This window comes from Streptomyces sp. SID13666, from assembly GCF_010548325.1.
Taxonomy (GTDB): domain Bacteria; phylum Actinomycetota; class Actinomycetes; order Streptomycetales; family Streptomycetaceae; genus Actinacidiphila; species Actinacidiphila fildesensis.
Genome location: NZ_JAAGLX010000023.1, coordinates 70,054 through 95,979 on the forward strand (window position 1 = coordinate 70,054; position 25,926 = coordinate 95,979).

Below are 25,926 nucleotides of genomic sequence, written 5' to 3' on the forward strand. Positions count from 1 at the left end.
TCATTCCGTTGTCCTGCACGGTCCTCATGACGCCTCCAGGGCGAAACCGGCCGATATCCACCGGCTGGACTCGACGCAGGCGCACAGCGCCCGCGCTCCCGGGGTCAGCAGCGGCAGCAGCTGTTCCAACTGGCTCATCACCAGGGCGTTCCCGGTGTTCCCGGTGTCGGCGACACAGGAGATCTCGACGGCCTTCTCGACCCCGAGCCGCTCGCGGAGCGCCGCGGTGATCCGCCGGGTCATCAGACCGCCGAGCTGCGGCGGCAGCAGGTAGCCCAGGTCGGGCGCCGACCAGCCGAGGGTGTCCAGCAGGTCGGCGCAGACCTGTTGGGCCAGTTCCGGGACCAGGCACTCGACGGCCTTGTAGTCCTCGGAGACCGGCGGCAGCGCGCTGTCGCGGTCGGCGGCGCCATACCACTCGACGTGCTGGCCCGGTGGCTGGCCCGGCAGGGCCAGCCGGTGCCCGAGCCCGTGGAAGGCGGCGCTGCCGGGGGCCGGGGCGGCGCTCACCACGGCGGCGCCCGCGCCGTCGCCGAAGATCACGTAGTTGACGAGCTGGGCGGGCGGCATCCGGCGGAAGTCCTGCTCCAGGTCCAGGTGTTTGGCGCAGACGTCCCCGCCGAGGACCAGTCCGTACGGCCCGCCGGGCCCGGCGGGCTGCTGGGCGAGCAGCGCCTCGGCGAGGGTGAACGCCTGGACGGCGCCGGAGCAGCCCGACTGCAGCTGGTAGGCCGGGATGCCGGCGGCGCCCAGCCGGTCGGCGACGACGGCGGCCGTGGTGGGCATCAGGGAGTCCGGGGTCGCCGTTGCCAGCACCACGAAGGAGAGGTCGCGCATGGTCAGCCCGGCCCGCTCCAGGCTGCGGACGGCGGCCTGTTCGCACAGGTCGGCCAGCAGGCAGCCGACGCCGCCCGCGAGGTCCACGGCGAAGTGCCGGGTCCGGGTGCCGATGAACATCTCCACCCACTCGGCGGAGAGCCCGAGCCGCCCGGCCAGCACCTCGTTGCCGATCGCCGGGCCGGGCAGCGCGGTGGCAGCCGCGAGCAGGTGCATGCCGGGCTCCGAGGGCGGGCGCCGGGTCATCAGGCGGGGACCCTGGCGAGCTGCTCACGCAGATAGCCGATGAGGGTCGTCACCGAGACCAGGCTCGACATCATCTCCGGGATCGACAGCTCGCCCAGCGCCGGTACCGCCTCCTCCAGCCGGTACTTGAGCTCCATGAACATCACCGAGTCGAAGCCCAGGTCGTCGTAGAACCGGTCGTCGTCGCGCAGGGTGCCCTCCTCGGCGCCGGTGATCCCGGCGACCGTCTCGCGCACCGCCTCGGCGAGCCCGCCGCCGTCGTGCTCGGGTGCCCGCGGGCCGGAGTCCGCGCGCACCAGCGACAGGACCGGGCTCCCCGGTTCGCCGGCCGGCGCCGCCGCGGGTCGGGGTGGCTCGTACCAGAACCGGGCCGAGGTATCGAAGCTCTGCGGCGCCAGCTGGGCGTGCACCTTGTCCTCGGGGCGGTAGAGAAGCTCCCAGCGGATGTCGACCCCGGCCGTGTAGAGCGCGGCCGCCGCCTCGGCCGCGGTCAGCGCGCCGCTGTGGGCGTCACGGACGACCGAGATCCCGGGCAGCCCGCTGCCTCCGGGCAGCCTCCGGGCGAGGGGCAGCAGGACGGGTTTGGGGCCGAGTTCGACGAGATGCGTGACGTCGGAGCCGAGCAGCGCGGCGGCGGCCTCGGCGAACCGGACGCTGCCGGTGATGTGTTCACACCAGTAGTCGGCGTCGAGCGGGCGTCCGGCGAGCAGGCCGCCGCGGACGGTGGAGAAGAACGGAATGCGCGGCTCGCCCGCGGTGATCCCATCAGCCGTCGTGCGGAAGCCGGGCAGCACCGGCTCCATCAGGACCGAGTGGAAGGCGTGCGAGACCTTGAGCGGGGTGCAGCCGACGCCGCGCGCGGCGAGCTGTTCGCGGATCCTGGCGAGGCCCGCCAGATCGCCGGACAGCACGGACGCGGCAGCGCCGTTGGCGGCGCCCAGACCCACCAGCGGTTCGCCCGCGAGGACTTCGCGCAGGTCGTCGGGGTGCGCCCGCACGGCGAGCATCCCGCCGCCCTCGGGCAGCGCCTCCATGGCGGTGCCGCGGGCCGCGACGAGCGCCGCGGCGTCCTCCAGACCGAGCGCGCCCGCGGTGACGGCCGCCGCGAACTCGCCGATGCTGTGCCCGAGTACGGCGCCGGGCCGCACGCCCAGCTCCTCCAGGTAGCCGGCCAGCGCGTACTGCACGGCGAAGACGGCGGGCTGGGTCCAGCCGGTGCGGTGCACCCGCTCGTCACGGCCGAGCAGCAGCTCGGTGATCGAACCGCCGAGGTGCGGTTCCAGGGCCCGGGACGCCTCGTCGAGGTAGTGCCGGTAGAGCGGCGACTCGCGGTACAGCCGGCTCGTCATCCCGGGGTACTGGGCGCCCTGGCCGGTGAAGAGGAACGCCACCACCGGGGGTTCCGGCGGCTCCGGCACGCCCTCGCCCGCCTCCGCGGCGGCGTCCAGGGCGGCGGCGAGCCCGGCGGTGTCCTCGGCGGGGATCGCGATCCGGTACGCCATGCCGGTGCGGGTCAGGTTGCTGGTCCAGCACAGCGGAGTGACCGGCTCCTGGGCGCGGCCCGCGAGCGACCGGGCCTGGACCACCAGGTTGCGGCGCAGCGCCTCGGCCGTGGGCGCGGTCAGCGTGAACACCCCCGGGCTCTCACCGCTCTCACCGTTGTTGGTCTGCGGGGCGGCGATGGGGGCGGTCTGCCGGGGCGCGGAGGAGAGCACCACATGGGCGTTGCTGCCGCCCATGCCGAAGCTGGAGACGGCGGCGAGCATCTCGCCCTCGGGCAGCGGCAGCGGTTCGGTCAGCAGCCGCAGGCCGTGCGCCGCCAGGTCGAGTCCCGGGTGCTCGCCGCCCACGGTCCTGACCGGCGGGACGAGCCGGTGCTCCAGCGCCAGCACGGCCTTGATCAGGCCCGCGATACCCGCCGCGCCCTCGGCGTGGCCGATGTTGCCCTTCACCGAGCTGATCGCGCACGGTTCCGGCCGCAGCCCGCCGTACACGTCGCCGAGCGCGCGGGCCTCGATGAGGTCGCCGACCGGGGTGCCGGTGCCGTGCGCCTCGACCCAGCCGATCCGCTGCGGCTCGACCCCGGCCCGCTTGCAGGCGGCCTGGATGACCTCGCGCTGGGCGCGCCGGGACGGGGCCATGATGCCGTTGCTGCGGCCGTCCTGGTTGACGGCGCTGCCCAGCAGCAGCGCGCGGACCGGGCGGCCCGCTTCGCGGGCGCCCTCCAGTCGCTGCAGGACGACGGCGCCGACGCCCTCGGCCCGGCCGATGCCGTTGGCCTGCGCGCCGAAGGGTTTGCAGCGGCCGTCCGGGGCGGCGAGCCCGGACTGGCCGTAGATCTCGTCCAGGACGTCGGACATCACCAGGTTGACCCCGCAGGCCAGGGCGATGTCGCATTCGCCGGACAGCAGCGCGCCCATCGCGAGGTGCACGGCGATCAGCGCGGACGAGCAGGCGGAGTCGACGGTGAGGCTCGGACCGCGCAGATCCAGCTGGTACGAGAGCCGGTTGGCGAGGATCGCCCGGCCGGCGCCCGTGCCGGTGCGCGGGGTGATCGCCGCGTCGTCGGCCAGCCGCAGCCGGGACCAGTCGTCGGCCATGGCGCCCACGTAGATCCCGGTGCCGCTGCCGGCCAGGTCCCTGGGGTTGATGCCGGCGTCCTCCAGGGCGCGCCAGGCGGTCTGCAGCAGCAGTCGCTGCTGCGGGTCCATGGCGGCGGCCTCGGCGCGGCCGATGCCGAAGAAGGCGTGGTCGAACGCGTCGGCGTCGTCGATGAATCCGCCGTCGGGCCGGGCCGCGGGCACACTCGCCCGCCGGGTGTCCCCGACCCGGCGGGAGGCGGGTCTCGGCCCGACCCCGTCGGCTCCGGCGGCGAGCAGGTCCCAGTACGCCCCCGGGTCGGGGGCCCCTGGGAAGCGGCAGTCCAGGCCGAGAACGGCGATCGGGTTCACCGCGGTCCACCTCCCGGGGTGTTCCGCGTCCAGCCCGCCGTCCCGGGGGTGTCGCGGGGGTCGCTCGGGTCGCCGCCCGCCTGGTTCCCGCCGATCGGCTCGCCGTAAGGAGCCTGCGTCAGCGGGCCGGTGGCGCTGCGGGCGGACTCGGAGGCCAGATAGCGGGCGAGGGACTGCACCGTGGGGTGGTCCCAGGCCACCGTCGGCTCCAGGTAGAGCCCGAATCCGTCCTCGATGTCACCGAAGATGCTCAGCGCGGCCACCGAGTCGATGCCGTACTCCGCGAAGGGCACGCTGATGTCGATGTCCGCCGGGGGGCGCCGCAGGTACTGGCCGAGCTTCTCCAGGAGCCACCCGCGAAACTCCCGCTCCTGGACAGCGCTGCCGGGAACCACCATGTCCGACTCCTCTTGTGTCTCGGTGCCGCTCAACCGGCCAGGGGGCTGTCGTAGAGGTCGTAGCTGCGTTCGCCGTGGTAGCGGTCGAGGACCTCGCCGAGCAGCCAGTCCACCTCGTCCCGGGTGCGTTCCGGGACGGGCAGCCCCAGCCGCCGGGCGATCCGGGCGAGCGCGGCCGTCGGCCAGGCCGGGTCGGCCAGGAACGGCGAGCCGCCCCCCAGTTGTTCGCGCCATACGTTGAGGACGGCGGATCCCGCGAGCACCAGGGCGTACCGGTCGGCGAGCGCGTAGGCGTGCGGGCTGGCCAGTACGGTGCGGTCCTCGGGCGGCATCTCCGTGCACTCGCCCTGCAGCTCGCGCAGTTCCTCGACGAGCGAGCGGACGAGTTCGATCAGTGCGGCCGCGTCGGTCCCCCCGCTGCCGGTGGCCCGCAGCCAGTCGTACCCGGTCACCAGGGAGGCGGCGAGCGCGTCACCGTCCGCCGCGAGCGACAGCCGGCTCGTGTCGAGCGGCGGCAGACCCTCCCAGCTGCGGAAGAGCGAGGCGGGGGCGGGTTCGCCGGCGAACCACGACTTGCGGGCCAGCCGCGGCAGTTGGGGAATGATCGTGGCTTGGCAGGCGGCGGTCCCGGCGTGTCCGAGGCTGGTCATCGGCAGGTCGCGTACGTGCTTCTGGAAGATGCCGTACTCACCGTTGCGTACATAGAAGTTGGCGCCCAGCACGATCGAGAGGTCGTAGGTGGCGTCCTGCAGGAACTTGGGCACCAGGTACTTCACCACCGCCGCGTACACGCTGGTCTGGCCGGGCAGCAGATGGACCGCCCGGGTGGCGGCCAGCGCGAGGGAGTCGCAGATCAGCAGGTCGGTGAAGGCGCCCGCCACGGTGGACCGGGCGTGCGGGATCTCCAGTACCGAACGGCCGTACAGCTGCCGGTCGACGGCGAAGCCGACCACGGTGCGCAGCGCCGTGTCGGCGCCCGCCAGCACCATCGCGGGAATGGCGCTGCGGGTGATCTGGAAGGACCGCAGGGCGATCTCCACGCCTTCGCCGAGCCCGCCGACGAGCGCGTCGCCGGGCAGCGGGCAGTCACGGAAGTGGAAGCCGCCGATCTCGCAGCCCTTCACCCCGACCGTGCGGTAGCGCGGCAGATGCTCGAACCGGTCGGCGGGGAGCACGCTCTTGTCGACGAGCAGCACGGAGTGGCTGCGGGCGCCGGCCTCCTTCGCGGTGCGGCTGAACAGGACGAGGGCCTCGGCGCGCCCGGCGTTGTTGATCACTTCCTTGCGGCCGTCCAGCCGGAAGCCGGTGCCGTCGGGGAGCGCGGTGAACTCGTTGCGGACGAAGTCGTTGCCGTGTGCCAGCTCGTGGTAGGCGATGGCCAGCCGGCCGCCGCCCATCAGCAGGTCGGCGGTCCAGCGGCGCTGCTCGGGCGTACCGGCCGCCCACACCGCGACCGCGGCGAGGAAGGACGTCACTCCGTAGCCCAGCGCGAGTGAGGCATCCCGGCGGAAGACCGGTCGCAGCACCCGGGCGAGGGTGTCCACCCGGGCGAGCCGCCCGCCGAGTTCCACCGGCACGAACTCGTGGTTGAGGCCGAAGCCGGTGAGCGCGTCCTCCGCGGAGGGGAGGAGTTCGCTGCGGTCGTCGGCGGCGAGCAACGCGTCGTGCCCGAAGGGGTTGTCCGGGTCGCGGGGGTCGCCGAGCAGTTGCTCCAGTTCGGCGACCCTGGCCTGGATGGCGACTTCCGCCGGGTCCACCGACCGGAGCCCGGCCGGCTGCGCCGGTCCGGCGTCCGGGACGGGGCCCGGCTGCGGGCGGGAGCTGTTGTCCTTCAGCATGATGGCGGTCCCTCGGCTATCGGGCAGGGCAGCAACGAGAAGAGACTGCCGTCCTGGTACTGCTGGGTCAGCTGTGTGTAGAGCCGCTCGAACAGCGGGTCCTCCGCGGCGCCCGCGGCCGGGCGCGCCTCCAGGCGGGCCAGCAGCCGGTTCAGTACGGCTTCGAGCCACAGACCGTCCTGCCAGAGCCCGCCGGTCCCGCCCGCCTCCGCCTCACGGTGGCTGTGCAGCCACAGTCCCAGGCAGGCGGCCCCGGCGAAGCAGAGCCCGTACTTGCGTGCGTCGGTGAAGCTCTCGGGTGAAGCGGCCGCCACCGTTTCCATCCGGCGGGCGATCCTGCGGTGCAGCGCGTCGGCCGCCACCCGCAGTTCCGCGGCGCACCGGGCGGCGCCGCCGAGCGCGGGGTCGAGCAGCGCCGCGTCCGCCAACCGGGTCACGGAGGCGGGCAGGGTGCCCAGGACGCTGCTGCCGTAGCGGGAGAGCAGGGTGAGCCGCTCGGGGTCGAACGGCGGCAGCGGCCGGCTCAGGTTGAACAGGGTGCCCAACCGCGGGCGGTGGTCCAGCGGCCCGAGGTAGTTGCGGGCCAGCGAACGGAACTGCGCCACCAGCGAGTACTGATTGACGAGGGTGTTGCCGTCGAAGATGCCGACGATGCGGTGGTCGCGGGCCACCTTCTGGAAGCTGCCGTGGGCGAACTCGCCCGACAGGAACGACCGTGCGCCCAGCAGGGATCCCAGCGAGGCGACCTGTCCGTCGATGATGGTCGGCACGAGGTACTTGGCGACGGCGGAGGTGACGCTCAGCTCGCTCGGCAGGGCGTGGATGCTGCGGGTCGCCACCGTGCTGAGCGCCTCGCAGACCAGGAGGTCGGCATAAGCCTCGGCCAGGGTGCGCCGGGTGAGGGGGAGTTCGGTCAGCCGTCGGCCGTAGAGCACCCGCTCACTGGCGAACTCCATGGCCAGCCGCAGCGCGTGGTCGGCCGCGCCGAGCGACAGCGACGGGCAGAGCGTCCGGGTGAGCTGGAGCGACTTGAGGAGCAGCTCCGCACCGCCGCCGGCCCCGCCGACCACCGCCTCCGGGCCCACCACCGCGTCCTGGATGACGACGCCGCTGATGTCCGCCCCGCGGATGCCGTGGGTGGGCACCTTGGGCAGGCAGCGGTAGGTCTCCTCGGGCAGTTCCTCCTTGTCGAGGAGGAGCAGGGTGAAGCCGCGCGGGCCGCCGACGGGCGACGTACGGGCGAGCAGGCTGAGCAGCCGGCCGCGGGTGGCGTTGTTGATCAGCCACTTCTCGCCGTTGACGCGGTAGCCGGGGCCGACCGGTTCCGCGGTGAGCTCGCCCGCCATGATGTCGCTGCCATGGGTGCGCTCCGTCAGGCCGAGCGAGACGCGGGCACCCGCCTTGACCAGCGCACCGAGCCGGACCGCCGCCGCGTGGTCGCCTGAGACCCACACCGACACCGAGCCGAGGAAGGTCTTGCCGTGTCCGACGGCGACCGTCAGATCGCGCCGGGCCAGCATCCGGATGAGCTGCTGCAGGTCCTCGAAGCCGGTGAGCACCCCGCCGTAGTCGGCGGGCACGTAGTAGTCGGCGAGGCCCCAGGCGTCGAGGGCGGCGCACGCCTCGTCGGGGAACTCCTCGGCCTCGTCCAGCCGGACGGCTTCCTGGTAGGAGAAGACGGTGGCCGGGTCGCCCGGGTCCCCCAGCTCCCGGTCGAAGCGGGCCGCCAGCTCCCAGGACGAATGGCGCAGTTGCGGGACCGCCAGGGCGCCTTCCCCGGCACCGGCGCGCCGCAGGACCGTCACCATGGCCGCCGTCCCGGCTTGTGGAACGTCGCGCGTACGTTCACAGCAGGTTCCTTTCGGGTCACTCCGGGCGATGCGTCCGAGGATGTGTACCGGCCCTCGAATCCAGCTCAAGGGGGCGTCCACGCTGTGGGTTGATGAGAAGAATTCAGCCCGCCGTTACCGGCCGGTCCCCGGTACCGCCGGGATTTCTGCGTCACGCTGGAGGGAAGGGAACCGCGCGGGACATCCACCGAGGATCCGCGGGCGGCCCGCGGCGGACAGCCGGCCGCGCCGACCGGGCGGATACGTGGACACGCTGAGGAGGCGTCGCCATGCCCATGCTCGTCATCGAGGGCACGTACCGGATCACCGGAGCCCGTCCCGACGGGGACTCCATCCGCTTCTACCCCACCGATCCGGCGCACTGGGACCTGGTGGAGGGCAAGCACCGGGTGCAGCGCAACGCGACGGGCGGCGCGCAGCTGCGGCTGGACGCGATCGACGCCCTGGAGACGCACTACATACCGGCGCACGGCCATGAACTGCACCAGCCGGCGCCGTACGCCGACCAGGCCGCCGGGGAGCTGCTGTCCTGGCTGGGCTTCACCGGGGTCACCCGCGACGGGCACGGCACCGTGAGCGCGGCGGAGCCGGCGCAGCTGCCCGGCTACCTCCTCACCCGCGGCGCCGATCTGTACGGGCGGTGCGTGGCCCTGGTCGGCAAGGGCGCGGCGCCGGGCACCAGCGGGGAACGGATCCGGGTGGAGGCCGCGCTGCTGGAGGAGACGGCCAACTTCCACCAGCTCGCGGAGGGCCTGGCCTATCCGACGTACTACCGGAACCTGTACGTGGATCTGCGCCAGGCGCTGACCGCGGCGGTGGACGCGGCCCGGTCCAAGGGCGTCGGGCTGTGGTCGCTGGACGTCACCCAGTCAGGGGCGCGGATCGACGGCCTGGAGTCGATCACCTCGGAGGCCGTGATCATGCCGAAGCTGTTCCGACGGCTGGCGGACTACCTGGCGCTGGGCGCGGGAGACCCGTCGCTGGCCGGGTTCGCCGCCTTCCTGGACCAGCGGGGCGACCGCGTGCTGATCGTGTCCCGCGGCCAGTACACCGGCTTCGAGACGGTGGTGGAGGTCTCGGGCCAGACGGTGCGGATGAACCGTCCGCCCGAGGACCTGGTCTTCGACGAGGGCTGAGGCGTCCCGGACCGCGGCAGGGCCGTTCGTGGCCGCTCTCCCGCCGTATCCCGACTGCGGCCGTCACATCCCGCTTCCGGTCGTCACACCCCCGTCAACCGCGGGATCCGTCCGACCAGCTCGGCCCACTCCGCGTCGATCTGCCCCGGTACCATCCGCCCGGCCGACCGCCACTGGTCGGCCAGGGCGGCGTACACCGGGACGTCCGAGCCGTGCGGAATCGTTCCACCCCGGGTGACGCGCCAGGCGGCTCCTTCGTTCGCGCCGCCGCTGTCCCGGGCCCATTCCGTCGTTCCCATGACAGGACCAACGAGACCCACCCACTGATCGCCACTGCACCCGGTCACCCCATCACCCGGATGAGTGAAGTCGCCGGAATATCCGATCGGCACACCCCGTTATGCGCACCATGAGCACTGTCGAGCTGACCAAGGACAACTTCGACGAGGTCGTGACCAAGAACGATTTCGTCCTCATCGACTTCTGGGCCGCTTGGTGCGGCCCGTGCCGGATGTTCGCCCCGGTCTACGAGAAGGCCGCCGAGGCGAATCCGGACCTGGTCTTCGCGAAGGTGGACACCGAGGCGCAGCCGGAGCTGGCCGCCTCGTTCGACATCCAGTCGATCCCGACGCTGATGATCGTCCGCGACCGCGTCGCCGTCTTCGCCCAGCCCGGCGCGCTGCCGGCCGCGGCCCTGGACGATGTGATCGGCCAGGCGCGCGCGCTGGACATGGACGAGGTCCGCAAGTCCGTCGAGCAGGCTCAGCAGGGTTCCTGACGCAGCACCCCGACCGCTCGCCCCGGCCCCCGCCGTCGATCGCCCCCTCCACATCTGACGACTAGTCAGTTATGGTGCGGCTTGCTGTCCAACGGACGGGAGGCGGCGATGGGGAGCACGCACACGGCGGGGGCCGCTCACACCCCGGACACCGGCTCCGCGGCCGGCACCACGGTCGCGGAGCTGGTGCGCGCGCGGTGGAAGGACCACCGGCCGGGCCTGAAGTACCGCGATCTGGTCCTCACCCACCACGAGACCGCCGCCGCGTCGGCGGCCCGCGCCGCGCTGCTGCGCGATCTGCTGCCGCCCGGAGCGCAGCCGCATGTCGGCGTCCTGCTGGACAACGTCCCCGAGTACCCCCTGTGGCTGGGCGCGGCCGCACTCGCCGGAGCCACCGTCGTCGGCGTCAACCCGACCCGGCGCGGCCCGGAACTGGCCCGCGACATCGCCCACACCGAATGCGCCCTGCTGGTCACCGAACGCGCCCACCTCCCGCTGCTCGACGGCCTCGACCTGGGACCGTCGCTCGCCCGCGACCGCGTCCTCGTCGTCGACGACCCCGCGTACGACGTGCTGCTCGCCCCGTACGCGGGCGCCGAGCCGGAACCCGCGCCGGAGGTCACGCCCGGGACCCGGATGCTGCTGTACTTCACCTCCGGCTCGACCGGCACCCCCAAAGCGGTGATCTGCTCCCAGGGCCGCCTCGCCCACGCCGGGCAGGCACTGGTCGACTTCCTGGGCGTGGTGCCCGAGGACGTCCACTACATCTGCATGCCGCTGTTCCACGGCAACGCCGTCATGGCCAACTGGGCCCCGGCACTGACCGGCGGGGCCGCAGTCGCCCTGACCCGGAAATTCTCCGCCTCGGGATTCCTGCCCGACATACGGGCCTACGGGGCCACGTACTTCACCTACGTCGGCCGCGCCGTGCAGTTCCTGCTCGCGACCCCCGAACGCCCCGACGACCGCGACCACCCACTGCGGCACGGCTTCGGCACCGAGGCCGGGGCCGTCGACGCCACCCGCTTCGCGGCCCGCTTCGGCGCCCCGCTCATCGAGGGGTACGGCTCCTCCGAGGGCGGCGCCGCCATCCAGCGCTCCCCCGGCACACCACCCGGCGCCATCGGCCGCGCCGCCCCGGGTGCGGATCTCGCCGTCGTGGACCCCGGCACCGGCCGGGAACGCCCGCCCGCGCGGTTCGACCCCGACGGCCGGCTGCTCAACGGCGACGAGGCGATCGGCGAGCTGGTCAACCGCGGCCGGAGCACGTTCGAGGGCTACTGGAAGAACGAGCAGGCCGTCGCCGACCGGCTGCGCGGCGACTGGTACTGGACCGGCGATCTGTTCTTCCGTGACGCCGAGGGCTTCTTCCACTTCGCCGGGCGCAGCGACGACCGGCTGCGCGTCGACAGCGAGAACCTGGCCGCCGCGGTCATCGAGAACATCCTGGCCCGCTTCCCGGACGCGGCCTCGGCCGCCGTCTACGCCGTCCCTGACCCGGTGGCGGGCGACCAGGTCATGGCGACCCTCGCCCTGCACGACGGCGCCGCCTTCGACCCGGCCGCGTTCGCCGCCTTCCTCGCCGCCCAGCCGGATCTGGGCACGAAGATGCCGCCGCGCTTCGTGCGCGTGACCGCGCGGATGCCGGTCACCGCCACCAACAAGGTCCACCGGGTCGGCCTGCGCCGCACCGGCTTCTCGTGCGCGGATCCGGTCTGGTGGTCCCCGCCGGACGCGGGCCCCTGCGGCGCGGCGTACCGGCCCTTCACCACGGCGGACCGGATGGCGCTGCTCGACGAGTACCGCGCCCAGCACCGCGACACGCTCCTGGACCGCTGACCGGCGGCCTTGCACACGGCCCGTTGTCAGTGCCCCGCTCTACGCTCGACCCGTGAGCACTCCTCTGCCCTCCGCGCCACGCGTCGCCGTCGCACCCGACCCCGTGGGGCACGGCGGGCGGCTGCTGGCGCTGGACGAGGAGGGCGTACCGACCGGGTCCGCCGAGCGGGTGGCCGATCTCGCCGCCGCCATCGCCGCCCGCGAGGCGTCCGGCGGGCCGCGCTGGGTGTGGGCGGCGACCGAGGACCTGTACCCCCGGCTGCTCGACCGGCTGCCGGTACGGCCGGCCCGCTGCCACGATCTGAAACTCGTCGAAACGCTGCTGCTCGGCCGGGACGGCCGGCACGGACAGCCGCGCTCGCTCGGCGCCGCGTGGGCGCGGCTGAACGATCTGCCGGTCCCCGAGGACGCCCGGGAGGGCGCGGCCGACGACCAGCCGGTGCTCTTCGCGGCCGACCGGCACCACCTGCCGCAGGACGCCGATCCGCTGACGGCCGTCGTCGCCGTGCACGCCGAGCAGCAGCGCCGGCTCCAGGAGGGCGAGCACCCGGGCCGGATGCGGCTGCTGTGCGCCGCCGAGTCCGCCGGATCGCTGGCCGCCGCCGAGATGGGCCGCGGCGGACTGCCGTGGAGCGCCGCCGTGCACGACGAACTGCTGACCGGTCTGCTGGGCCCGCGCCCGTCGGGCGGCGCCCGCCCCAAGCTGCTGGGCGAACTCGCGACCCAGGTCCAGGAGGCGCTCGGCAGCCCGGTCAACCCGGACTCCCCCGCCCAGGTGCTGCCCGCCTTCGCCCGGGTCGGCGTCCAGCTGCCGTCGACCCGCTCGCATGTGCTGCGCGAGGTCGAGCACCCGGCGGCGGCGCTGCTGCTGCGCTACAAGGAATTGTCCAGGATCCACGCCGCCCACGGCTGGGCCTGGCGCGAGAGCTGGGTGCGCGGCGGCCGGTTCCGCGCCGAGTACGTCGTCGGCGGGGTGGTCTCCGGCCGCTGGGCGACCCGGGGCGGCGGCGCCCTGCAGATCCCCCGGCTGCTGCGGTCCGCCGTCGTCGCCGACCCCGGCCACCGGCTGGTCGTCGCCGACGCAGGCCAGCTGGAGCCCCGGGTGCTCGCGGCGATGTCGGCCGACACGGGCCTGGCCGCCGCGGCGGCGGAGGGCGATCTCTACGCGGGCATCGCGCGCACCGCGTTCGGCGGCGACCGCAGCCGCGCCAAGATCGGCCTGCTGGCCGCCATGTACGGGCAGACCAGCGGCGAGGCGGGTCAGCTGCTCGCGATTCTCCGCCGCCGCTTCCCCGACGCGATGGGCCTCGTCGAATCCGCCGCCCGCATCGGTGAAGGCGGCGGCGTGGTCCGCTCCCGGCTGGGCCGCACCTCCCCGACGCCGGCCTCCGGCTGGCTGGACACGGAGGACGCGGACCTGGGTTCCGGATCCGGTTCGGGATCGGGTTCCGACGACGGCTCCTCGCCCGACCGGCGGGCCGCCCGTTCCTGGGGGCGCTTCACCCGTAACTTCATCATCCAGGCCAGCGCCTCCGACTGGGCCCTGGCGATGCTCGCCGCCACCCGGCGCCGCCTCGCCGCGATCGGCCCCGAGCCGCAACTGGTCTTCTTCCAGCACGACGAGATCATCGTGCACACCCCGACCGGCCTCGCGGGCCCCGTCGAGGCCGCCGTCGCCGCGGCGGGCGAGGAGGCCCGCCGCCTGGTCTTCGGCGACACCCCGGTCCGCTTCCCGCTGGAGACGAACGTCGTGGAGTGCTACGCCGACGCCAAGTAGCTTCGCGGTCCGACGACCCGGCTCGTTCCGATCGGCTACCCGGCTACAGCGGCCGCACCGGCCGGGGCAGGCCGATCGGGTTCGGGAACGGCAGCACCTGGCCGGCCAGGACGCGGTCCACCACCGGGGCCAGGTCGCTGAACAGCGCCTGCGCGCGGTCGCCGGACAGCGGGCGCAGCAGACGGCCGGCCAGCCGGTCGGTGTCGTCCTCGATCGACCGGCGCTCGTCGCGTCCGCGTTCGGTGAGGGCACCGCCCGCCGCGAGCAGTCCGCGTTCGCGCAGCCGGGCACCGGCGCCCGCCCATTCCTCCGCCGTCCAGCCGCGGTCCTGCCGGATGGAGTCGGCGGGCACCCGGCCGTCGGCGGCCGCGAGGAGGAGTGCCTCGCAGCCGTCGAGGCCGCGGTCGGCGAGTACGGCCAGATGCGCGTCACCGCGGAACTCACGGAGTGAGGTGGTCAGTTGCCACACCTGCTCCACGGGGTCCGCCCGGTCGGGGAGGGCCCGGTTGGCGGCGAACACCGGCCGGGCGAGTGCGGGTGCGTCCGCCACCATCGCGCGCAGCGGACCGGTCAGCCGCTCCGCCCGGCGCTCCAGTTCCGGATCGAGCGCCCGCAGGGCGGCGGCCGAGCGTTCGGCCCGCAGGTCGAGTGCCCGCTCGGGGGTGGTGATGTCCCACGACGCGGGCAGCGCGCGGGCTACCGGTCCGGGGGCGAACACACCGAACGCGGCGGTCACCACCGACGGCTGTGCGCGGCCCAGTGGGGCGGACCGGGTGGCGAAGTACCCCATCCAGTAGCCCTTGAGACCCAGCGAGCGCCCCATCTCGCGGCACTGCGCGTCGAAGTAGACCACCGCGTGCAGTGGTTCCGTGCGCAGCCACAAAGTCCGTGCCATCGACTCCATGGCCGCACAGGTTACGTGAGCCGTCCGTCAGTTGTCGGACGCGGCGTCGGACGCGGCATCGGACTCCGCCGCGTTCGCCGCCGACTCCGCGTCGCCGACGACCTTGTCGAGGTGCGCGAGCTGCGAACCGGACGGCGTGGGAGTGGTGGCGGACCCGTCGGCGCCACCGCCCTTGTCACCGCAGCCGGTGGCGAGCGCGGCGCAGAGCAGCACTGTCGCGGTGACCGCGGCCAGCCGTGATCCCGTGGTCACTTCGAGGTTCCGCTGTTGTTGGCCTGGCACCAGACGAGGACCGACTTGAGGTCCTTCTGGCGCTGCTGGAGCGTCGGCACGAGCGACTTGCGGAAGGTCAGCCGGTCGTTGAGATAGGTCTCGATCTCGCTGTGACCGGCCGACTTGGCGTTGGCGACGCGCTGGGTGAGCCGGGCGACGGATCCCTTCGTGGCGGCGTTCCCGTTGAGCCGGGCGAGCGCTTTGTCGATCCGCGCGTCGGCCTTGGGGGCGCGCTTGCAGACCGCCTTGGCGCCGTCCCCGGTCGGGGGCGCGGACGGCGCGGCGGCCGCGCTTCCCGCCGCGCCGAGCAGCGCGGCGACGGCCGCGCACGCGGCGATCGCCGTCCGGGTGGTGCGAGTGGTGCGCATGGTGTCCTCCTCGACGGACCGGGCACGGTGCCCGGCCGCGGGACGACGCTAGGAGCGGTCTTTGTGGAAACCTTGTGGGGCCTGACCGGGCGCCGTTCCCGTCACGGGTCCCGTCACTGGTCCCGTTCCCGTCGCCGTTTCCCCGCTCAACCAGTCCCTGCGCGACGGGAGTCCGGAGTCCGGCCGGCCGGTCACGGCCAGCGGGAGCCGTACCTCGAACCGGGCTCCCCGGGCGGCACGGCCCTCGCCGGCCGGCCGGTCCAGAATCCGGATCGTGCCCCGGTGCAGGGAGATCTGCTGCGCGACGAGCGTCAGACCGAGGCCGGAGCCGGAACTGTCGGGGCCGCGCCGGAACCGCTCGAAGACCCGCTGCCGGGACTCCGGCGGCACCCCGGGCCCGTCGTCGTCCACGGTGAGCACGACGAACGGACCGGCGACCTCACCCGGCCCGTGCCCGTCCTCCCCGGCGCTCAGTGTCACGTCGACGGCGCCGCCCCCGTGCGTCAGCGCGTTCACGATCAGGTTGTCGACGGCCGAGCGCAGCCCCGGTTCCCACCCGTGGACCAGGAGCCCGGGCCCGCTCCGCACGGTCAGTGCCGTGCCCGGCCGGCTGCCGCGCAGCGCGGCGGCGGCGGACTCCACGACCTCGGCGAGATCGACGGGCCCGAAGGCGTCGGCCTCCACGAGGTCGCCCTGCGCCAGCGCCCGCAGCATCACCAGCAGGCCGAGCAGCCGGGCGTGCTCCCGGCTCAGGTCCGCCACGATCTCGGCCCGTTCGGCGGGGTCAAGGCCGGGGTGGCCACCCAGTACGTCCAGGTTGATCCGCATGCTCATCAGCGGGGTCCGCAGTTCGTGCGAGGCCGCGGCGGAGAAGGAGCGGGCCGTGGCGAGCGCCTCGGCGGTGCGCGCGGCCTGTTCGTCGTAGCGGGACAGCACCGTCCGCAGCGTCAGCGCCAGGTCGTCGACCTCCGCGATCCTGGACGGCTCGTGGTCGAGCCGGGCCGCACTGGTGCCCGGGTCGAGGCCGGCGGCCCGCCGCTGGAGCCTGCGCAGCGGGCGTACGGCGGCGGTGGCGGCGAGCGAGGTGACGGCCGCGGCCAGCGGCGCGCCCAGCAGCGCCACCATCACCACCCGCCGCCGCACGAGCTGGATCTGCGACTGGCTCGCGGTGTCCGGCGAGAAGATCCACAGGGTGCCGGTCGCCGCCGGGCGCTTGGCGACCACCGGCACCGACAGCACCCGCCAGCTCCGCTGCCCGTCGCGGACGGTGACCGGCCGGCGGGCGTCGGCGGGCAGCGTGAAGGACGCGCCGGGCTGCGGCCCGCCGGTCACGGTGCCGTCCGGGCCGATGAGCCGGATGCCGACGTCCAGCGCCGAGGTGAACAGCCGCTTCTCCTTGGCCTGCTCGGCGGCGGCCGACCGGTCCGCCGCGGTGACCCGCAGCAGGTTGCGGGCGTCCTGCGCCATCGCCGCCGCGCGTTCCCGCAGATGGGCGTCGGCCTGGGCGTGCAGATCGTTCGCGACCAGCCGCACCAGCAGCCAGCCCGACGCGAGCACGAGAAGGGGAACGAGCACGCCGACGGCGATCGCGATCCGCGTCGACAGCCGCATGGTCATCGCGCGCCCTCCGCCGGGCTGTCGCGCAGCACGAAGCCGACCCCGCGCACCGTGTGCACGATCCGCGGCCGGCCACCGGCCTCCAGTTTGCGGCGCAGATAGCTCACGAAGGTGTCGACGGCATCGGTCCGCACGTCGAAGTCGTAGCCCCAGACCCGGTCGAGCAGCTGGTCGCGGGTGAGCACGATCCCCGCGTTGCGGGCCAGGGTCTCCAGCAGCTCGAACTCACGGCGGGTGAGGTGCAGCTCGGTGCCGTCGAGGTGTGCGGTGCGGGCCGCCGGGTCGAGCAGCAGGCCGCCGGCGCGCACGGTGTCCGTCCGCCGGGGCGGGCGGCGGCGCAGCAGCGCGTGCAGCCGCAGCACCAGCTCGTCGAGGGCGAACGGCTTGACGAGGTAGTCGTCGCCGCCCGCCTGCAGCCCGGCGACCCGGTCGGCGACCTCGTCCAGGGCCGACAGCATCAGCACCGGTATGTCGTTGCCGTCCTCGCGCAGCGTCCGGCACACCTCGATACCGCTGATGCCGGGCATGGAGATGTCCAGCACCACCACGTCCGGCGGGTCGTCGCGCAGCCCGGCGAGCGCCGGGCGCCCGCCGTCCGCCTCGGTGACGCGGAAGCCGTCCAGGCGCAGGCCGCGGCCCAGCGAGCGGCGGATCGCCGCGTCGTCGTCGACGACGAGGACCCGCCCCCGACCTGCTGGATCGACCCGTGGTTCCACCATGGGACCGCACCATACTCCCGGCCGCTGTGACCACCGGCCGCAGCTCGGGCCGGCGCGGAGCAGGCGCTCAGAGCACGCGGCGCCGCATCAGCGCGGCGAGCACCAGGACACCGGGGATCAGCGGCAGCCAGACCGTCACGAGCCGGTAGCCGAGGACGGCCGACGTGGCCACGACGGCCGAGGCGCCGGCGGTCACCAGGGTGAAGGCCAGGGCGGCGTCGAGCGAGCCGAGGCCGCCGGGGGCGGGCAGCCAGGCCGCGGCGGTGCTCGCGAAGAGGTACGCGAGGACGACTCCGCTGACCGGCACGGGAGCGTTCAGCGCCTGGATCACCGCCACCAGCACGGTGGCGTGCATCACCGGGAAGGCCAGCGATCCGCCCCACAGGGCCGCGACCCGTGCCGACTTGCAGTGCAGGGCCCGCACATCGACCACCATCGTGCCGAAGAAGGTGCGCACCCGGTCCCGGACCCGGCCGGCGAGGAGCAGCAGCAGCGCGCCGGCCACGGCGCAGCCCGCCACCACCGACACGATGACGACGGGGTGGGCAGGGCCGGCCGGGGTGACCCGGTCGACCTTGAGCGCGTGCGGGAAGACGGCGAGCAGTATCAGCAGCATGCCGACGCGTACCACCGCGGCGGCCACGGCACGTACCCCCAGGGCGGCGGCCGAGCGGCCTGGTGGCAGTCCGCGGCGCAGCAGGAACCGCAGGTTGACGGCGTTGCCGCCGACCCCGGCCGGCAGCAGGTGGTTGGCGGCGGACGCGGCGAACTGGGTGGCGAGCAGCCGTCCCGGCGGCAGCGACTCCACCACCGCGCCCTGCTGGGCGGTGGCCGAGCAGATCCAGGTCATGACGGCGGCGGCGGCCGCGACGGCCAGCCACTGGCGGTCGGCGGCGCCGAGCTGGTCGGCGCTGGAGTCGATCAGCGACCAACGGCGGCCCGCGAGCACCGCGAGGGCGAGTACGGGGATCAGGACGGCCATGGAGCGTACCGAGGTCCGCTGCCACCCGCCCTGCCACTTGACCCGTTCAGCCTGGGCAAGCGTCATGGCCCCTCCTCGGTACAGGTGGTCTCGATACAGCGACAATGCGGTTACGGCGATGCGGCGATCCGCCCAGCGTAAGCGTGTCCCGGCACCCGGACTCCCGCACGACCGGCTGCCGGGCGGGCTGTGCGCGTTCCCGCCACTGCGTCAATTCATGCCCCGCACACGGAAAGAGCGGGGGTCCGCGGGCCGAACACTCCGTGAAGGAGTACTCCCGCTCCCACCGCCAAAGGGGTGACGCACCTGCGGAAACGCACCCGCGGAAACGCAAAGCCGGGCGGGGCCCCCTGCTCCCCGCCCGGCGGTCTGCGACCGGTGGCCTCACGGCCCCGGTTCCGGTTCTGCTACTTCAGCTCGATCTGGAAGACCTTGTCCGCGCCGTCGGCGGCGTTGCCGTTGTTGTCGCAGTTGGTCGTGGAGAGCCACAGCGCGCTCTTGCCGGGGATCTTCTCGACGGTCCGCAGCCGGCCGTACTGGTTGACGTAGTACGCCGCCGGAGTGCCCGCGGTGGTCCCGCTGACCGGGATGCGCCACAGCCGCTGGCCCTTCAGCGCCGCCATGTAGATGGCGCCGTCGGAGTAGGCGATGTCACTGGGCGACGCCTGGGCTACCGCCCACTGCGCCTTCGGGTTGGTCATGCCGGAGGTGGAGCACTTGCCCTCACAGGTGGGCCAGCCGTAGTTGGCGCCCGGCGTGATCAGATTCAGTTCGTCGTACTTGGAGTTGCCGAACTCGGCCTCCCACAGCCGGCCCTGCGGGTCCCAGGTGATGCCCTGCGGGTTGCGGTGGCCGTAGGAGTAGATGAGCGTCCCGAACGGGTTGCCCGGGGCGGCCTTGCCCGCGGTGGTCATCCGCAGGATCTTGCCGTTGAGGGAGTTCTTGTCCTGCGCGAGGTCGGGGGTCTGGGCCTCGCCCGTGGTGGCGTAGAGGTAGCCGTCGGGGCCGAACTTGAGGCGCCCGCCGTTGTGGTACTTGCTCTTCTTGATGCCGCCGACGAGCTGGGTGTAGCCGCTCAGCGTCGAGCCGTCGTAGGTCATCCGGACGATCCGGTTGCCCTCCGAGGCGGTGTGCATGATGTAGACGTAGTGGTCGCTGCTCCAGTTGGGCGAGACCGCGATACCGAGGAGGCCGCCCTCACCGTCGGTGGTGACCGCGTTCGGCACGGTGCCGATCTGGGTCCGCGCACCGGCCTGGGTGAGCTTGAAGACCTTGAACGAGTCGCGCTCGGTGATGAGCGCGGAGCCGTCGGGCAGCCAGCTCATGCCCCAGGGGATCGTCCAGCCGGTGGAGACGGTCTTGATGCTGGAGGGGGTCTTGTCGCTGCCGCTGTCGGGCAGGGTCTTCGCCGTGACCTGGTTGCTGGCCGGCGAGACGTTGCCCGCCGCGTCCTTGGCCTTGACGGTGAAGGTGTACGAGGTGTCGGCGGCGAGTCCGGAGACGGTGGCCGTGGTGCCGGTGACGTCGGGGAGGATGACGTCCGTGCCGTTGTAGACGTCGTACCCGGTCACGCCCGTGTCGTCGGTCGCGGCCGTCCACTTGAGCGAGGCGCTGCCGGAGGTCGTCCCGGTGACGGCCAGCCCGCCGGGCGCGGTGGGCGGCTGGGTGTCAGAACTGGGCGGAGTGGTGACGGTGGCCAGGTTGCTGGCCGGGGAGACGTTGCCCGCCGCGTCCCGTGCGAAGACGGTGAAGCGGTACGCGGTGTTGGGGGTCAGCCCGGTGACGTTCTTGGTGGTGGCGGTGCCGGCCGCCTCCGCGATCTTGTTGCCGTCGTTGTAGATGTCGTACGCGGCGACGCCCGTGTCGTCCGTCGAGGCGTTCCAGGCGAGCGCGGCACTGGTCGGCGTCGAGCCGGTGGAGTGCAGGTTGCCCGGGGTGGTGGGGGGCTGGGTGTCGGCGCTGCCGCCGCCGAAGACCTGGAACTCCTGCAGCGAGTAGCCCATGGTGGGCCGGCAGCGGGCGGTGCCGGTGGTGCGGACGTAGCGGGCGGTTCCACTGACCGCGAGGTCGTCGGTGCCGCCGTCGCCCGTGGTGGTGGAGTAGACGCTCTTCCAGGTGCTGCCGTCGGTCGAGAACTCGACCTTGTACGCCGTGGCGCAGGACAGGTCCCAGACCAGCTTGACCGAGCTGATGGTGGCCGCTGTGCCCAGATCGACCCTGATCCACTGGGGGTCGACGTTTCTGACGCTCGCCCAGCGGGTCGCGGTGTCGCCGTCGAACGCGAGCTTCGCGGCGTATCCGGTGCCGCCGTCGGACGACGAGGTGGCGGGCTTGCCCTGGCTGAGCAGCACGGGAGCGGCACTGCCTGTTCCGGCGACGGCCACGAGCAGTCCGGCGGCGGTGGCCGTGACCGCCCCGGTGGCGATCAGGGCTCTCGGGGTGAATCGGCGAGGGGTGGGGGGCCTCGGCATTGCGCGTCCTCCTACGGAATCCGTGCTCGGCCCAGTACTTGATCATGACATGACAAGTCACAGTCGAACTGCGGCGGATGGGCCGAACCTCTACCGCACAGGACGGTAAAGAAACCTTCCAATTGCGTCAATAGATCGGACCAGTTGAGCCCGATTGTTCGATGAACCGAGGGGAGTTCGTTACGCGCATCGACAGCCCTGATGACACATCGGACGTTCAGGGAGAGCGCTCCCCAGCCGGCCGGGAAGCCCGGCCGGCTGGACGAAGCGCCACGCGCTACGCGGGCCGCGGGAGTTCCGCCGCGAAGAGCTCCTGGACGCGGATCCAGGCGTCGTCCGCGGCCTCCTTGCGGTACGAGTCACGGACGTCGCAGAAGAACCCGTGCGGGATCCCGGGGTAGACGATGATCTCGTGCCGCACGCCGGCCTCCGCCAGCCGGGCGCCGATCGCGGCACGGTCCGCGGCGGGGACGGCGTGGTCCTCGTCACCGACGAAGAAGGCCAGCCGGCCGCCGTGCTCGGCGATGCCCTCGGTGAGCGTGAGGGTCGGCCCCGGGCGGCCGAGTCCGATGTCGGAGCTGGCGAGCCAGCCGGCGTAGAACACCGCGGTCGCCGCGAGATCGAACTGAGTGGCGGCCAGATAGGCGAGATGGCCGCCGAAGCTGAAGCCGATCATCCCGACGGACGGGGCAGCGAGCTCCGCGCCCCGCAGATGGTCCACGGCCGCGCGGATGTCCTCGACGGCCCCCTCGCGGGTGAGCCCGCCGCTGAGTTCGAGTCCCTTGAGGCGGCCGTCCGGGTCGTCGGTGAAGTCGATGCCCGTTCCGGCCCGGTGGTAGAAGTCGGGAACGATGACGGTGTAGCCGAGACGGGCGATCCGCTCCGCGACGTCACGGATGTGCGCGGTCAGCCCGAAGATCTCGAAGCCGACGACCACACCCGGGTACCTGCCGGGGGCCTGCGGCCGGACCAGGTGGGCGCCCATGGAGCCGTCGCCGGACGGAATGGTGATGCTTTCCCTGACGATCTCGAATTCCATGATCCAAGCCTAGAACAGGCACTCGGATCCCGACCAATAGCCGCAGTCGCAGCGGGACATCGGAGATCCGATCCCGGCGGTCCGGTGGCGATGGCCCGCCTGCTCGACGTGCCTCAGGACCGGGTCACCAGCCGGTGAACGCCTCGTAGGCCGGCCCCAGCACCTCGGTCAGACTCCGGCCGCGGACGGTGATCGCCGGCCGGCCGAGCAGCAACAGCGCCGAGTCCGCCGGCTCGCGCCGCGGCACGGCGGGCGGCAGCTCCTTCAGCAGCTCCTCGCGGGTGCGCCCGCGCCAGGTCAGGACGAGATACGGATCGGCGTCGAACGCGTCGGCCAGGCTCCGCAGCACCGCGCTGAGATGGGCGCAGGGCAGCGCCCAGTCGGGGCACGAGCACTCCATCGCGAGATCCGGGGTGCGCGCCGGGAAGAGCCGCAGACCGGCCCTGGCGAACAGGTCCTCCGCGTCGGGAGCCAGTTCGTTGTCGAGCAGCCGCGCCCGGCAGTCGGGGTCGGCGCCGACGGCCCGTACGGCGCGGGTCCACTGCGCCGGGGTGAACTCCGCCAGCCCGATCCGCACGTCGTAGCGCGCCTGTCCCTCCCTGACCCGGGCCGTCACGGCGCCGGCCTCGACCTCCAGCCCGGTCACCCCGGCGGCGGGCGGGCCCGGCGGCACGGTCGCGCCGATGGCCTCCAGCCGGTCGGCGAACCGCTGGGACCAGGAGCGCGCCCTGCCGGGCAGCCCCGGCCGCCCTGTCATTCGCTCACCGCGTCGGCGCCGAGACCGACCAGGTCGTACAGCGCGTCGGTCGACAGCTCCGTCAGCCAGTTCTCGCCGGATCCGACGGCAGCCCTGGCCACGGTCCGCTTCGCCTCGATCATCGCGTCGATGCGTTCCTCCACGGTGCCCACGCACACGAACTTGCGGACCTGGACGTCACGGCGCTGTCCGATCCGGAACGCCCGGTCGGTGGCCTGCTCCTCGACCGCCGGGTTCCACCACCGGTCGACATGGATGACCTGATTGGCGGCGGTCAGATTGAGGCCGGTGCCGCCGGCCTTGAGGGAGAGCAGGAACACCGAGGGGCCGTCCGGATCCTGGAAGCGCTCGATCATCTCGTCGCGGGCCCGCTGGGGCACCCCGCCGTGCAGGAACAGGACGTCGGTGTCCAGCCGCTGGGCCAGGTGCCCCTGCAGCAGCGAACCGAACTCGGCGAACTGCGTGAAGCACAGCGTCTTGTCGCCCTCGGCGAGCGCCTCCTCCAGCGTCTCCTCCAGCCGGGCGACCTTCCCCGAGCGCCCCGCCAGCGGCGAGCCGTCGTGCGCGAACTGCGCGGGGTGGTTGCACACCTGCTTGAGCTTGCCGAGCGACGCCAGCACCAGACCCTTGCGCTCGATGCCGCGGCTCTCCTTGATCTGCTCCAGGAGGTCGGTGACGACCGCCTGGTACAGCGCCGCCTGTTCGGCTGTGAGATTGCACAGCACCGTCATCTCCTGCTTGGCGGGCAGGTCCCGCGAGATGGCCGGATCGCTCTTCAGCCGCCGCAGGACGAACGGCCGGGTGCGCTGTTGCAGCGCCTGCGCGGCGGCCTCGCTGCCGTCGCGCTCGATGGGGACGGCGTACCGCTCCTTGAAGCGGATCGCCGAACCGAACAGGCCGGGGTTGGCGAAGTCCAGGATGGCGTGCAGTTCGGCCAGCCGGTTCTCGACGGGAGTGCCGGTGAGTGCGATGCGGTGGTCGGCGGTCAGTTCGCGGACCGCCCGGTACTGGCGGGTGGCGGAGTTCTTGATGTGCTGCGCCTCATCGATGATGACGCGCCGCCAGACGGTCTGCGTGAGCGCCTCGGTGTCGCGCTGCACCAGCCCGTACGTGGTGATCACCAGATCGGCGCCGGCGACCGCTTCCCGCAGCTCGGCGCCGGACAGCCGGCCGGCCCCGTGGTGGACGTAGACCCGCAGCATCGGGGCGAACCTGGCGGTCTCGCGCCGCCAGTTGCCGACCAGCGACATCGGGCAGACCAGCAGCGTCGGCCGGATCTCAGCCGTGTGATCCGGGTGATCCGCGCGATCGGCGTGCTCCGCGTGCTCCACCGCGAGCAGCGCCAGTGCCTGGGCGGTCTTGCCGAGCCCCATGTCGTCGGCGAGGACGGCACCGAGCCCGAGCTCCGACAGGAACTTGAGCCAGGCCAGCCCCCGTTCCTGGTACGGGCGCAGCGTCGCGCCGAATCCGGCGGGCACCGCGACCGGGCGCAGCCGCTGGTCGGCGCGGCCGGAGAGCAGTTCGCCGAGCCGGCCGTCGGCGCTGACGGACGCGACCGGCAGCCCGCCCGCCGTGGCGTCCGGGTCGAGCGCGATCCGCAGGATCCGCCCGGAGTCCGTGGCGCCGCTGCCGTCGCGTTCCAGGAAGGCGAGAGCGGCGGCGATGGTGTCCGGGTCGACCTCGGTCCACTGGCCCCGGATCCGGATCAGCGGCTGCTTGGCGGCCGCCAGCTCGGCGAGTTCCGCGGGGGTCAGCGGCTGGTCGCCGAGCGCGGCCTGCCAGCGGAACGCGACGATGGCGTCCTGGTCGGCCAGGCTGCCGATGTCCACGGCGCCGGGCTGCGGGGTGCGCACGGTCAGGGTCATGCCGAGTTTCTGGGGGCGCTGCCACCAGGTGGGGAGCAGTACGCCGAAACCCGCGTCGGCCAGTGCGGGAGCGGCGTCCCGGAGGAAGCCGAGGGCGCCGGCCCGGTCCAGTGGCAGCCCGGCGGGCCGGTTGCCGCGCAGCGCGCGCCGCACCTCGGGGTAGGCGCGGCCGGCCCGGTCGAGACCGGACAGCAGCGCCTCCTGGGGGCGGGCGGTCTTGCGTTCCAGGGCGCTGAGCGCGGGGCCCTCGCTCCAGACGTCGTCGGCGTGGACCATGAGGGACGGCTCGTCGGACGCCTGGAGCAGGAAGTCCAGCCGCCAGTTGTCGTCGGAGGGGTGGCCGCGCGGGTCGGCGGGGTCCGGGCCCACCGGTTCCACCAGCCGGAAGCAGACGCGCAGCGGGCCGTGGACGGGCGGCTCGGAGCGGTGCCAGGCCGTGAGCCGCTCCTCCAGTTCGGCCAGTTCGTCGGGGTCGGCGCCCTCGACGCGGCCGGTGGGCGAGGTGAGGGCCCGCAGCCACAGCTCGGTGGCGGTCGTGGCGGGGCGCCGGCCGCGCGCGGTGCGCAGCAGCTCGGGTTCGTCGTCGAGGACCGCGCGGGCCTCACGGTCGGTGAGGACGTCGAGCAGGTCGGTGAGGATCGTGGCGGCGGCACGGCCGTCGGGCCGGCCGTCGTGGTGCTCGGCGCGGCACTCCTGCGGCGCGGCGGCGGCGAGCTCGCCGGCCTCCTGCCAGCCGGCGTCGTCACGGACCGGGCGCCAGCGGGCGTACGGCGCTCCGGCCTCGCTGACCAGCACGGGCAGCAGCCTGCCCCGTCCGACCGTGCGCCAGGCCAGGTCGTGGGCGGCGATCAGCCAGCGCAGCGCGGCACCGTAGGGCGCCTCGGGCAATCCCGCGGTCGACAGCTCGCCCAGCAGCAGTGCGGCCTCCGCGGGCTCGAAGAGCAGCGACGGGACGGTCCACGGTGCGACGGGCACGCCCCTGGCGGCGGTGAGACCGCCGAGCTCCGGCGAGGCCAGCGGCGCGCCGTCGCGCGTGGGCAGCAGCAGACCGGTCGGGCCTTCGTGGGCCCGGCCGGCGAGCCAGCCGAGCGCGGATCCGCCGTCGCCGAGCAGCTCGGCGACGGCGGATCCGGGGACGGCGTACGGGTGGCCCGGCGCGGGGACCGGCGGCTGCCGGGAGTCCTCGGCCCACAGGGCGAGCCGCTGATCCGCTCTCCACAGCGCGTGCAGAGCGAACACGGTGCGGCCTCTTCCTGCTGGGCGTGTGATGACACCCGGAAG

At 73.5% G+C, this 25,926-nt stretch carries 20 protein-coding genes; 4 read left to right on the plus strand and 16 right to left on the minus strand.

The features are described from left to right. Nucleotides 1–24: 24 nt before the first annotated feature. Genes G3I60_RS26225 through G3I60_RS26245 form a run of 5 tightly spaced genes read right to left on the minus strand, consistent with a single transcriptional unit; the run spans nt 25 to nt 8,078 of the window. Nucleotides 25–1,053 (minus strand): 3-oxoacyl-ACP synthase III family protein, encoded by a 1,029-nt coding sequence (locus G3I60_RS26225; RefSeq protein WP_164607796.1) that lies wholly within the window; start codon nt 1,051–1,053, stop codon nt 25–27. Between the two features lie 29 nt (nt 1,054–1,082). Continuing rightward, on the minus strand, nt 1,083–4,034 hold the full coding sequence (locus G3I60_RS26230) for a type I polyketide synthase (RefSeq protein WP_164607799.1): 2,952 nt from the start codon (nt 4,032–4,034) through the stop codon (nt 1,083–1,085). Then, nucleotides 4,031–4,432 (minus strand): acyl carrier protein, encoded by a 402-nt coding sequence (locus G3I60_RS46885; RefSeq protein WP_138354164.1) that lies wholly within the window; start codon nt 4,430–4,432, stop codon nt 4,031–4,033. Before G3I60_RS46885 ends, G3I60_RS26230 begins: the two co-directional genes overlap by 4 nt. 29 nt (nt 4,433–4,461) lie before the next feature. Beyond that, nucleotides 4,462–6,270, minus strand: a complete 1,809-nt coding sequence (locus G3I60_RS26240) for an acyl-CoA dehydrogenase (RefSeq protein ID WP_138354165.1) — start codon at nt 6,268–6,270, stop codon at nt 4,462–4,464. Then, nucleotides 6,264–8,078 carry an acyl-CoA dehydrogenase family protein gene (locus G3I60_RS26245; protein WP_164607801.1) on the minus strand — a complete coding sequence of 605 codons (1,815 nt, stop codon included), beginning with the start codon at nt 8,076–8,078 and terminating at the stop codon, nt 6,264–6,266. Before G3I60_RS26245 ends, G3I60_RS26240 begins: the two co-directional genes overlap by 7 nt. Before the next feature lie 311 nt (nt 8,079–8,389). On the opposite strand from G3I60_RS26245, the gene G3I60_RS26250 reads away from it, so the two are divergent. Continuing rightward, on the plus strand, nt 8,390–9,256 hold the full coding sequence (locus G3I60_RS26250; RefSeq protein WP_164293512.1) for a thermonuclease family protein: 867 nt from the start codon (nt 8,390–8,392) through the stop codon (nt 9,254–9,256). Nucleotides 9,257–9,339: 83 nt separating this feature from the next. Here G3I60_RS26250 and G3I60_RS26255 read toward each other — a convergent pair whose 3' ends face one another. Continuing rightward, nucleotides 9,340–9,555, minus strand: coding sequence for a hypothetical protein (locus G3I60_RS26255; protein WP_164293418.1), 216 nt, complete (start codon nt 9,553–9,555; stop codon nt 9,340–9,342). A 110-nt stretch (nt 9,556–9,665) separates the two neighbouring features. Between G3I60_RS26255 and trxA the strand changes: the two genes are divergently transcribed. The 3 genes from trxA (at nt 9,666) to G3I60_RS26270 (ending at nt 13,650) form a co-directional block, all read left to right on the plus strand. After that, nucleotides 9,666–10,034: a thioredoxin gene (gene trxA, locus G3I60_RS26260; RefSeq protein ID WP_138354169.1), complete on the plus strand. Its 369-nt coding sequence runs from the start codon at nt 9,666–9,668 to the stop codon at nt 10,032–10,034. 108 nt (nt 10,035–10,142) lie between these two features. Further along, entirely contained in the window at nt 10,143–11,873 is a 1,731-nt protein-coding gene (locus G3I60_RS26265; protein WP_164293511.1) for an AMP-binding protein, read from the plus strand. Between the two features lie 52 nt (nt 11,874–11,925). Next, a complete protein-coding gene (locus G3I60_RS26270; RefSeq protein ID WP_164607803.1) occupies nt 11,926–13,650 on the plus strand; it encodes a bifunctional 3'-5' exonuclease/DNA polymerase in 1,725 nt (574 codons plus the stop codon). Nucleotides 13,651–13,693: 43 nt separating this feature from the next. On the opposite strand, the gene G3I60_RS26275 is transcribed toward G3I60_RS26270, so the two are convergent. From G3I60_RS26275 to G3I60_RS26320, 10 genes are all read right to left on the minus strand, one after another. Then, nucleotides 13,694–14,545: a hypothetical protein gene (locus G3I60_RS26275; RefSeq protein ID WP_239070254.1), complete on the minus strand. Its 852-nt coding sequence runs from the start codon at nt 14,543–14,545 to the stop codon at nt 13,694–13,696. A gap of 36 nt (nt 14,546–14,581) precedes the next feature. Next, nucleotides 14,582–14,806, minus strand: coding sequence for a hypothetical protein (locus tag G3I60_RS26280; protein WP_164607807.1), 225 nt, complete (start codon nt 14,804–14,806; stop codon nt 14,582–14,584). After that, complete coding sequence (locus G3I60_RS26285; protein WP_138354174.1) at nt 14,803–15,195, minus strand: hypothetical protein; 393 nt, start codon at nt 15,193–15,195, stop codon at nt 14,803–14,805. Before G3I60_RS26285 ends, G3I60_RS26280 begins: the two co-directional genes overlap by 4 nt. 48 nt (nt 15,196–15,243) lie before the next feature. Then, nucleotides 15,244–16,812: a HAMP domain-containing sensor histidine kinase gene (locus tag G3I60_RS26290; RefSeq protein WP_343241967.1), complete on the minus strand. Its 1,569-nt coding sequence runs from the start codon at nt 16,810–16,812 to the stop codon at nt 15,244–15,246. Beyond that, nucleotides 16,809–17,531, minus strand: a complete 723-nt coding sequence (locus tag G3I60_RS26295) for a response regulator transcription factor (protein ID WP_164607809.1) — start codon at nt 17,529–17,531, stop codon at nt 16,809–16,811. Before G3I60_RS26295 ends, G3I60_RS26290 begins: the two co-directional genes overlap by 4 nt. A gap of 67 nt (nt 17,532–17,598) precedes the next feature. Further along, on the minus strand, nt 17,599–18,579 hold the full coding sequence (locus tag G3I60_RS26300; protein WP_138354176.1) for a lysylphosphatidylglycerol synthase transmembrane domain-containing protein: 981 nt from the start codon (nt 18,577–18,579) through the stop codon (nt 17,599–17,601). Between the two features lie 341 nt (nt 18,580–18,920). Then, nucleotides 18,921–20,984, minus strand: a complete 2,064-nt coding sequence (locus G3I60_RS26305) for a PQQ-dependent sugar dehydrogenase (protein ID WP_164293506.1) — start codon at nt 20,982–20,984, stop codon at nt 18,921–18,923. 277 nt (nt 20,985–21,261) lie between these two features. Further along, entirely contained in the window at nt 21,262–22,023 is a 762-nt protein-coding gene (locus tag G3I60_RS26310; protein ID WP_164293505.1) for a dienelactone hydrolase family protein, read from the minus strand. A 124-nt stretch (nt 22,024–22,147) separates the two neighbouring features. After that, nucleotides 22,148–22,780 carry a hypothetical protein gene (locus tag G3I60_RS26315; protein WP_164293504.1) on the minus strand — a complete coding sequence of 211 codons (633 nt, stop codon included), beginning with the start codon at nt 22,778–22,780 and terminating at the stop codon, nt 22,148–22,150. Beyond that, complete coding sequence (locus tag G3I60_RS26320) at nt 22,777–25,884, minus strand: DEAD/DEAH box helicase (protein ID WP_164293503.1); 3,108 nt, start codon at nt 25,882–25,884, stop codon at nt 22,777–22,779. The genes G3I60_RS26315 and G3I60_RS26320 overlap by 4 nt, the downstream gene beginning before the upstream one ends. Between the last annotated feature and the right edge of the window lie 42 nt (nt 25,885–25,926).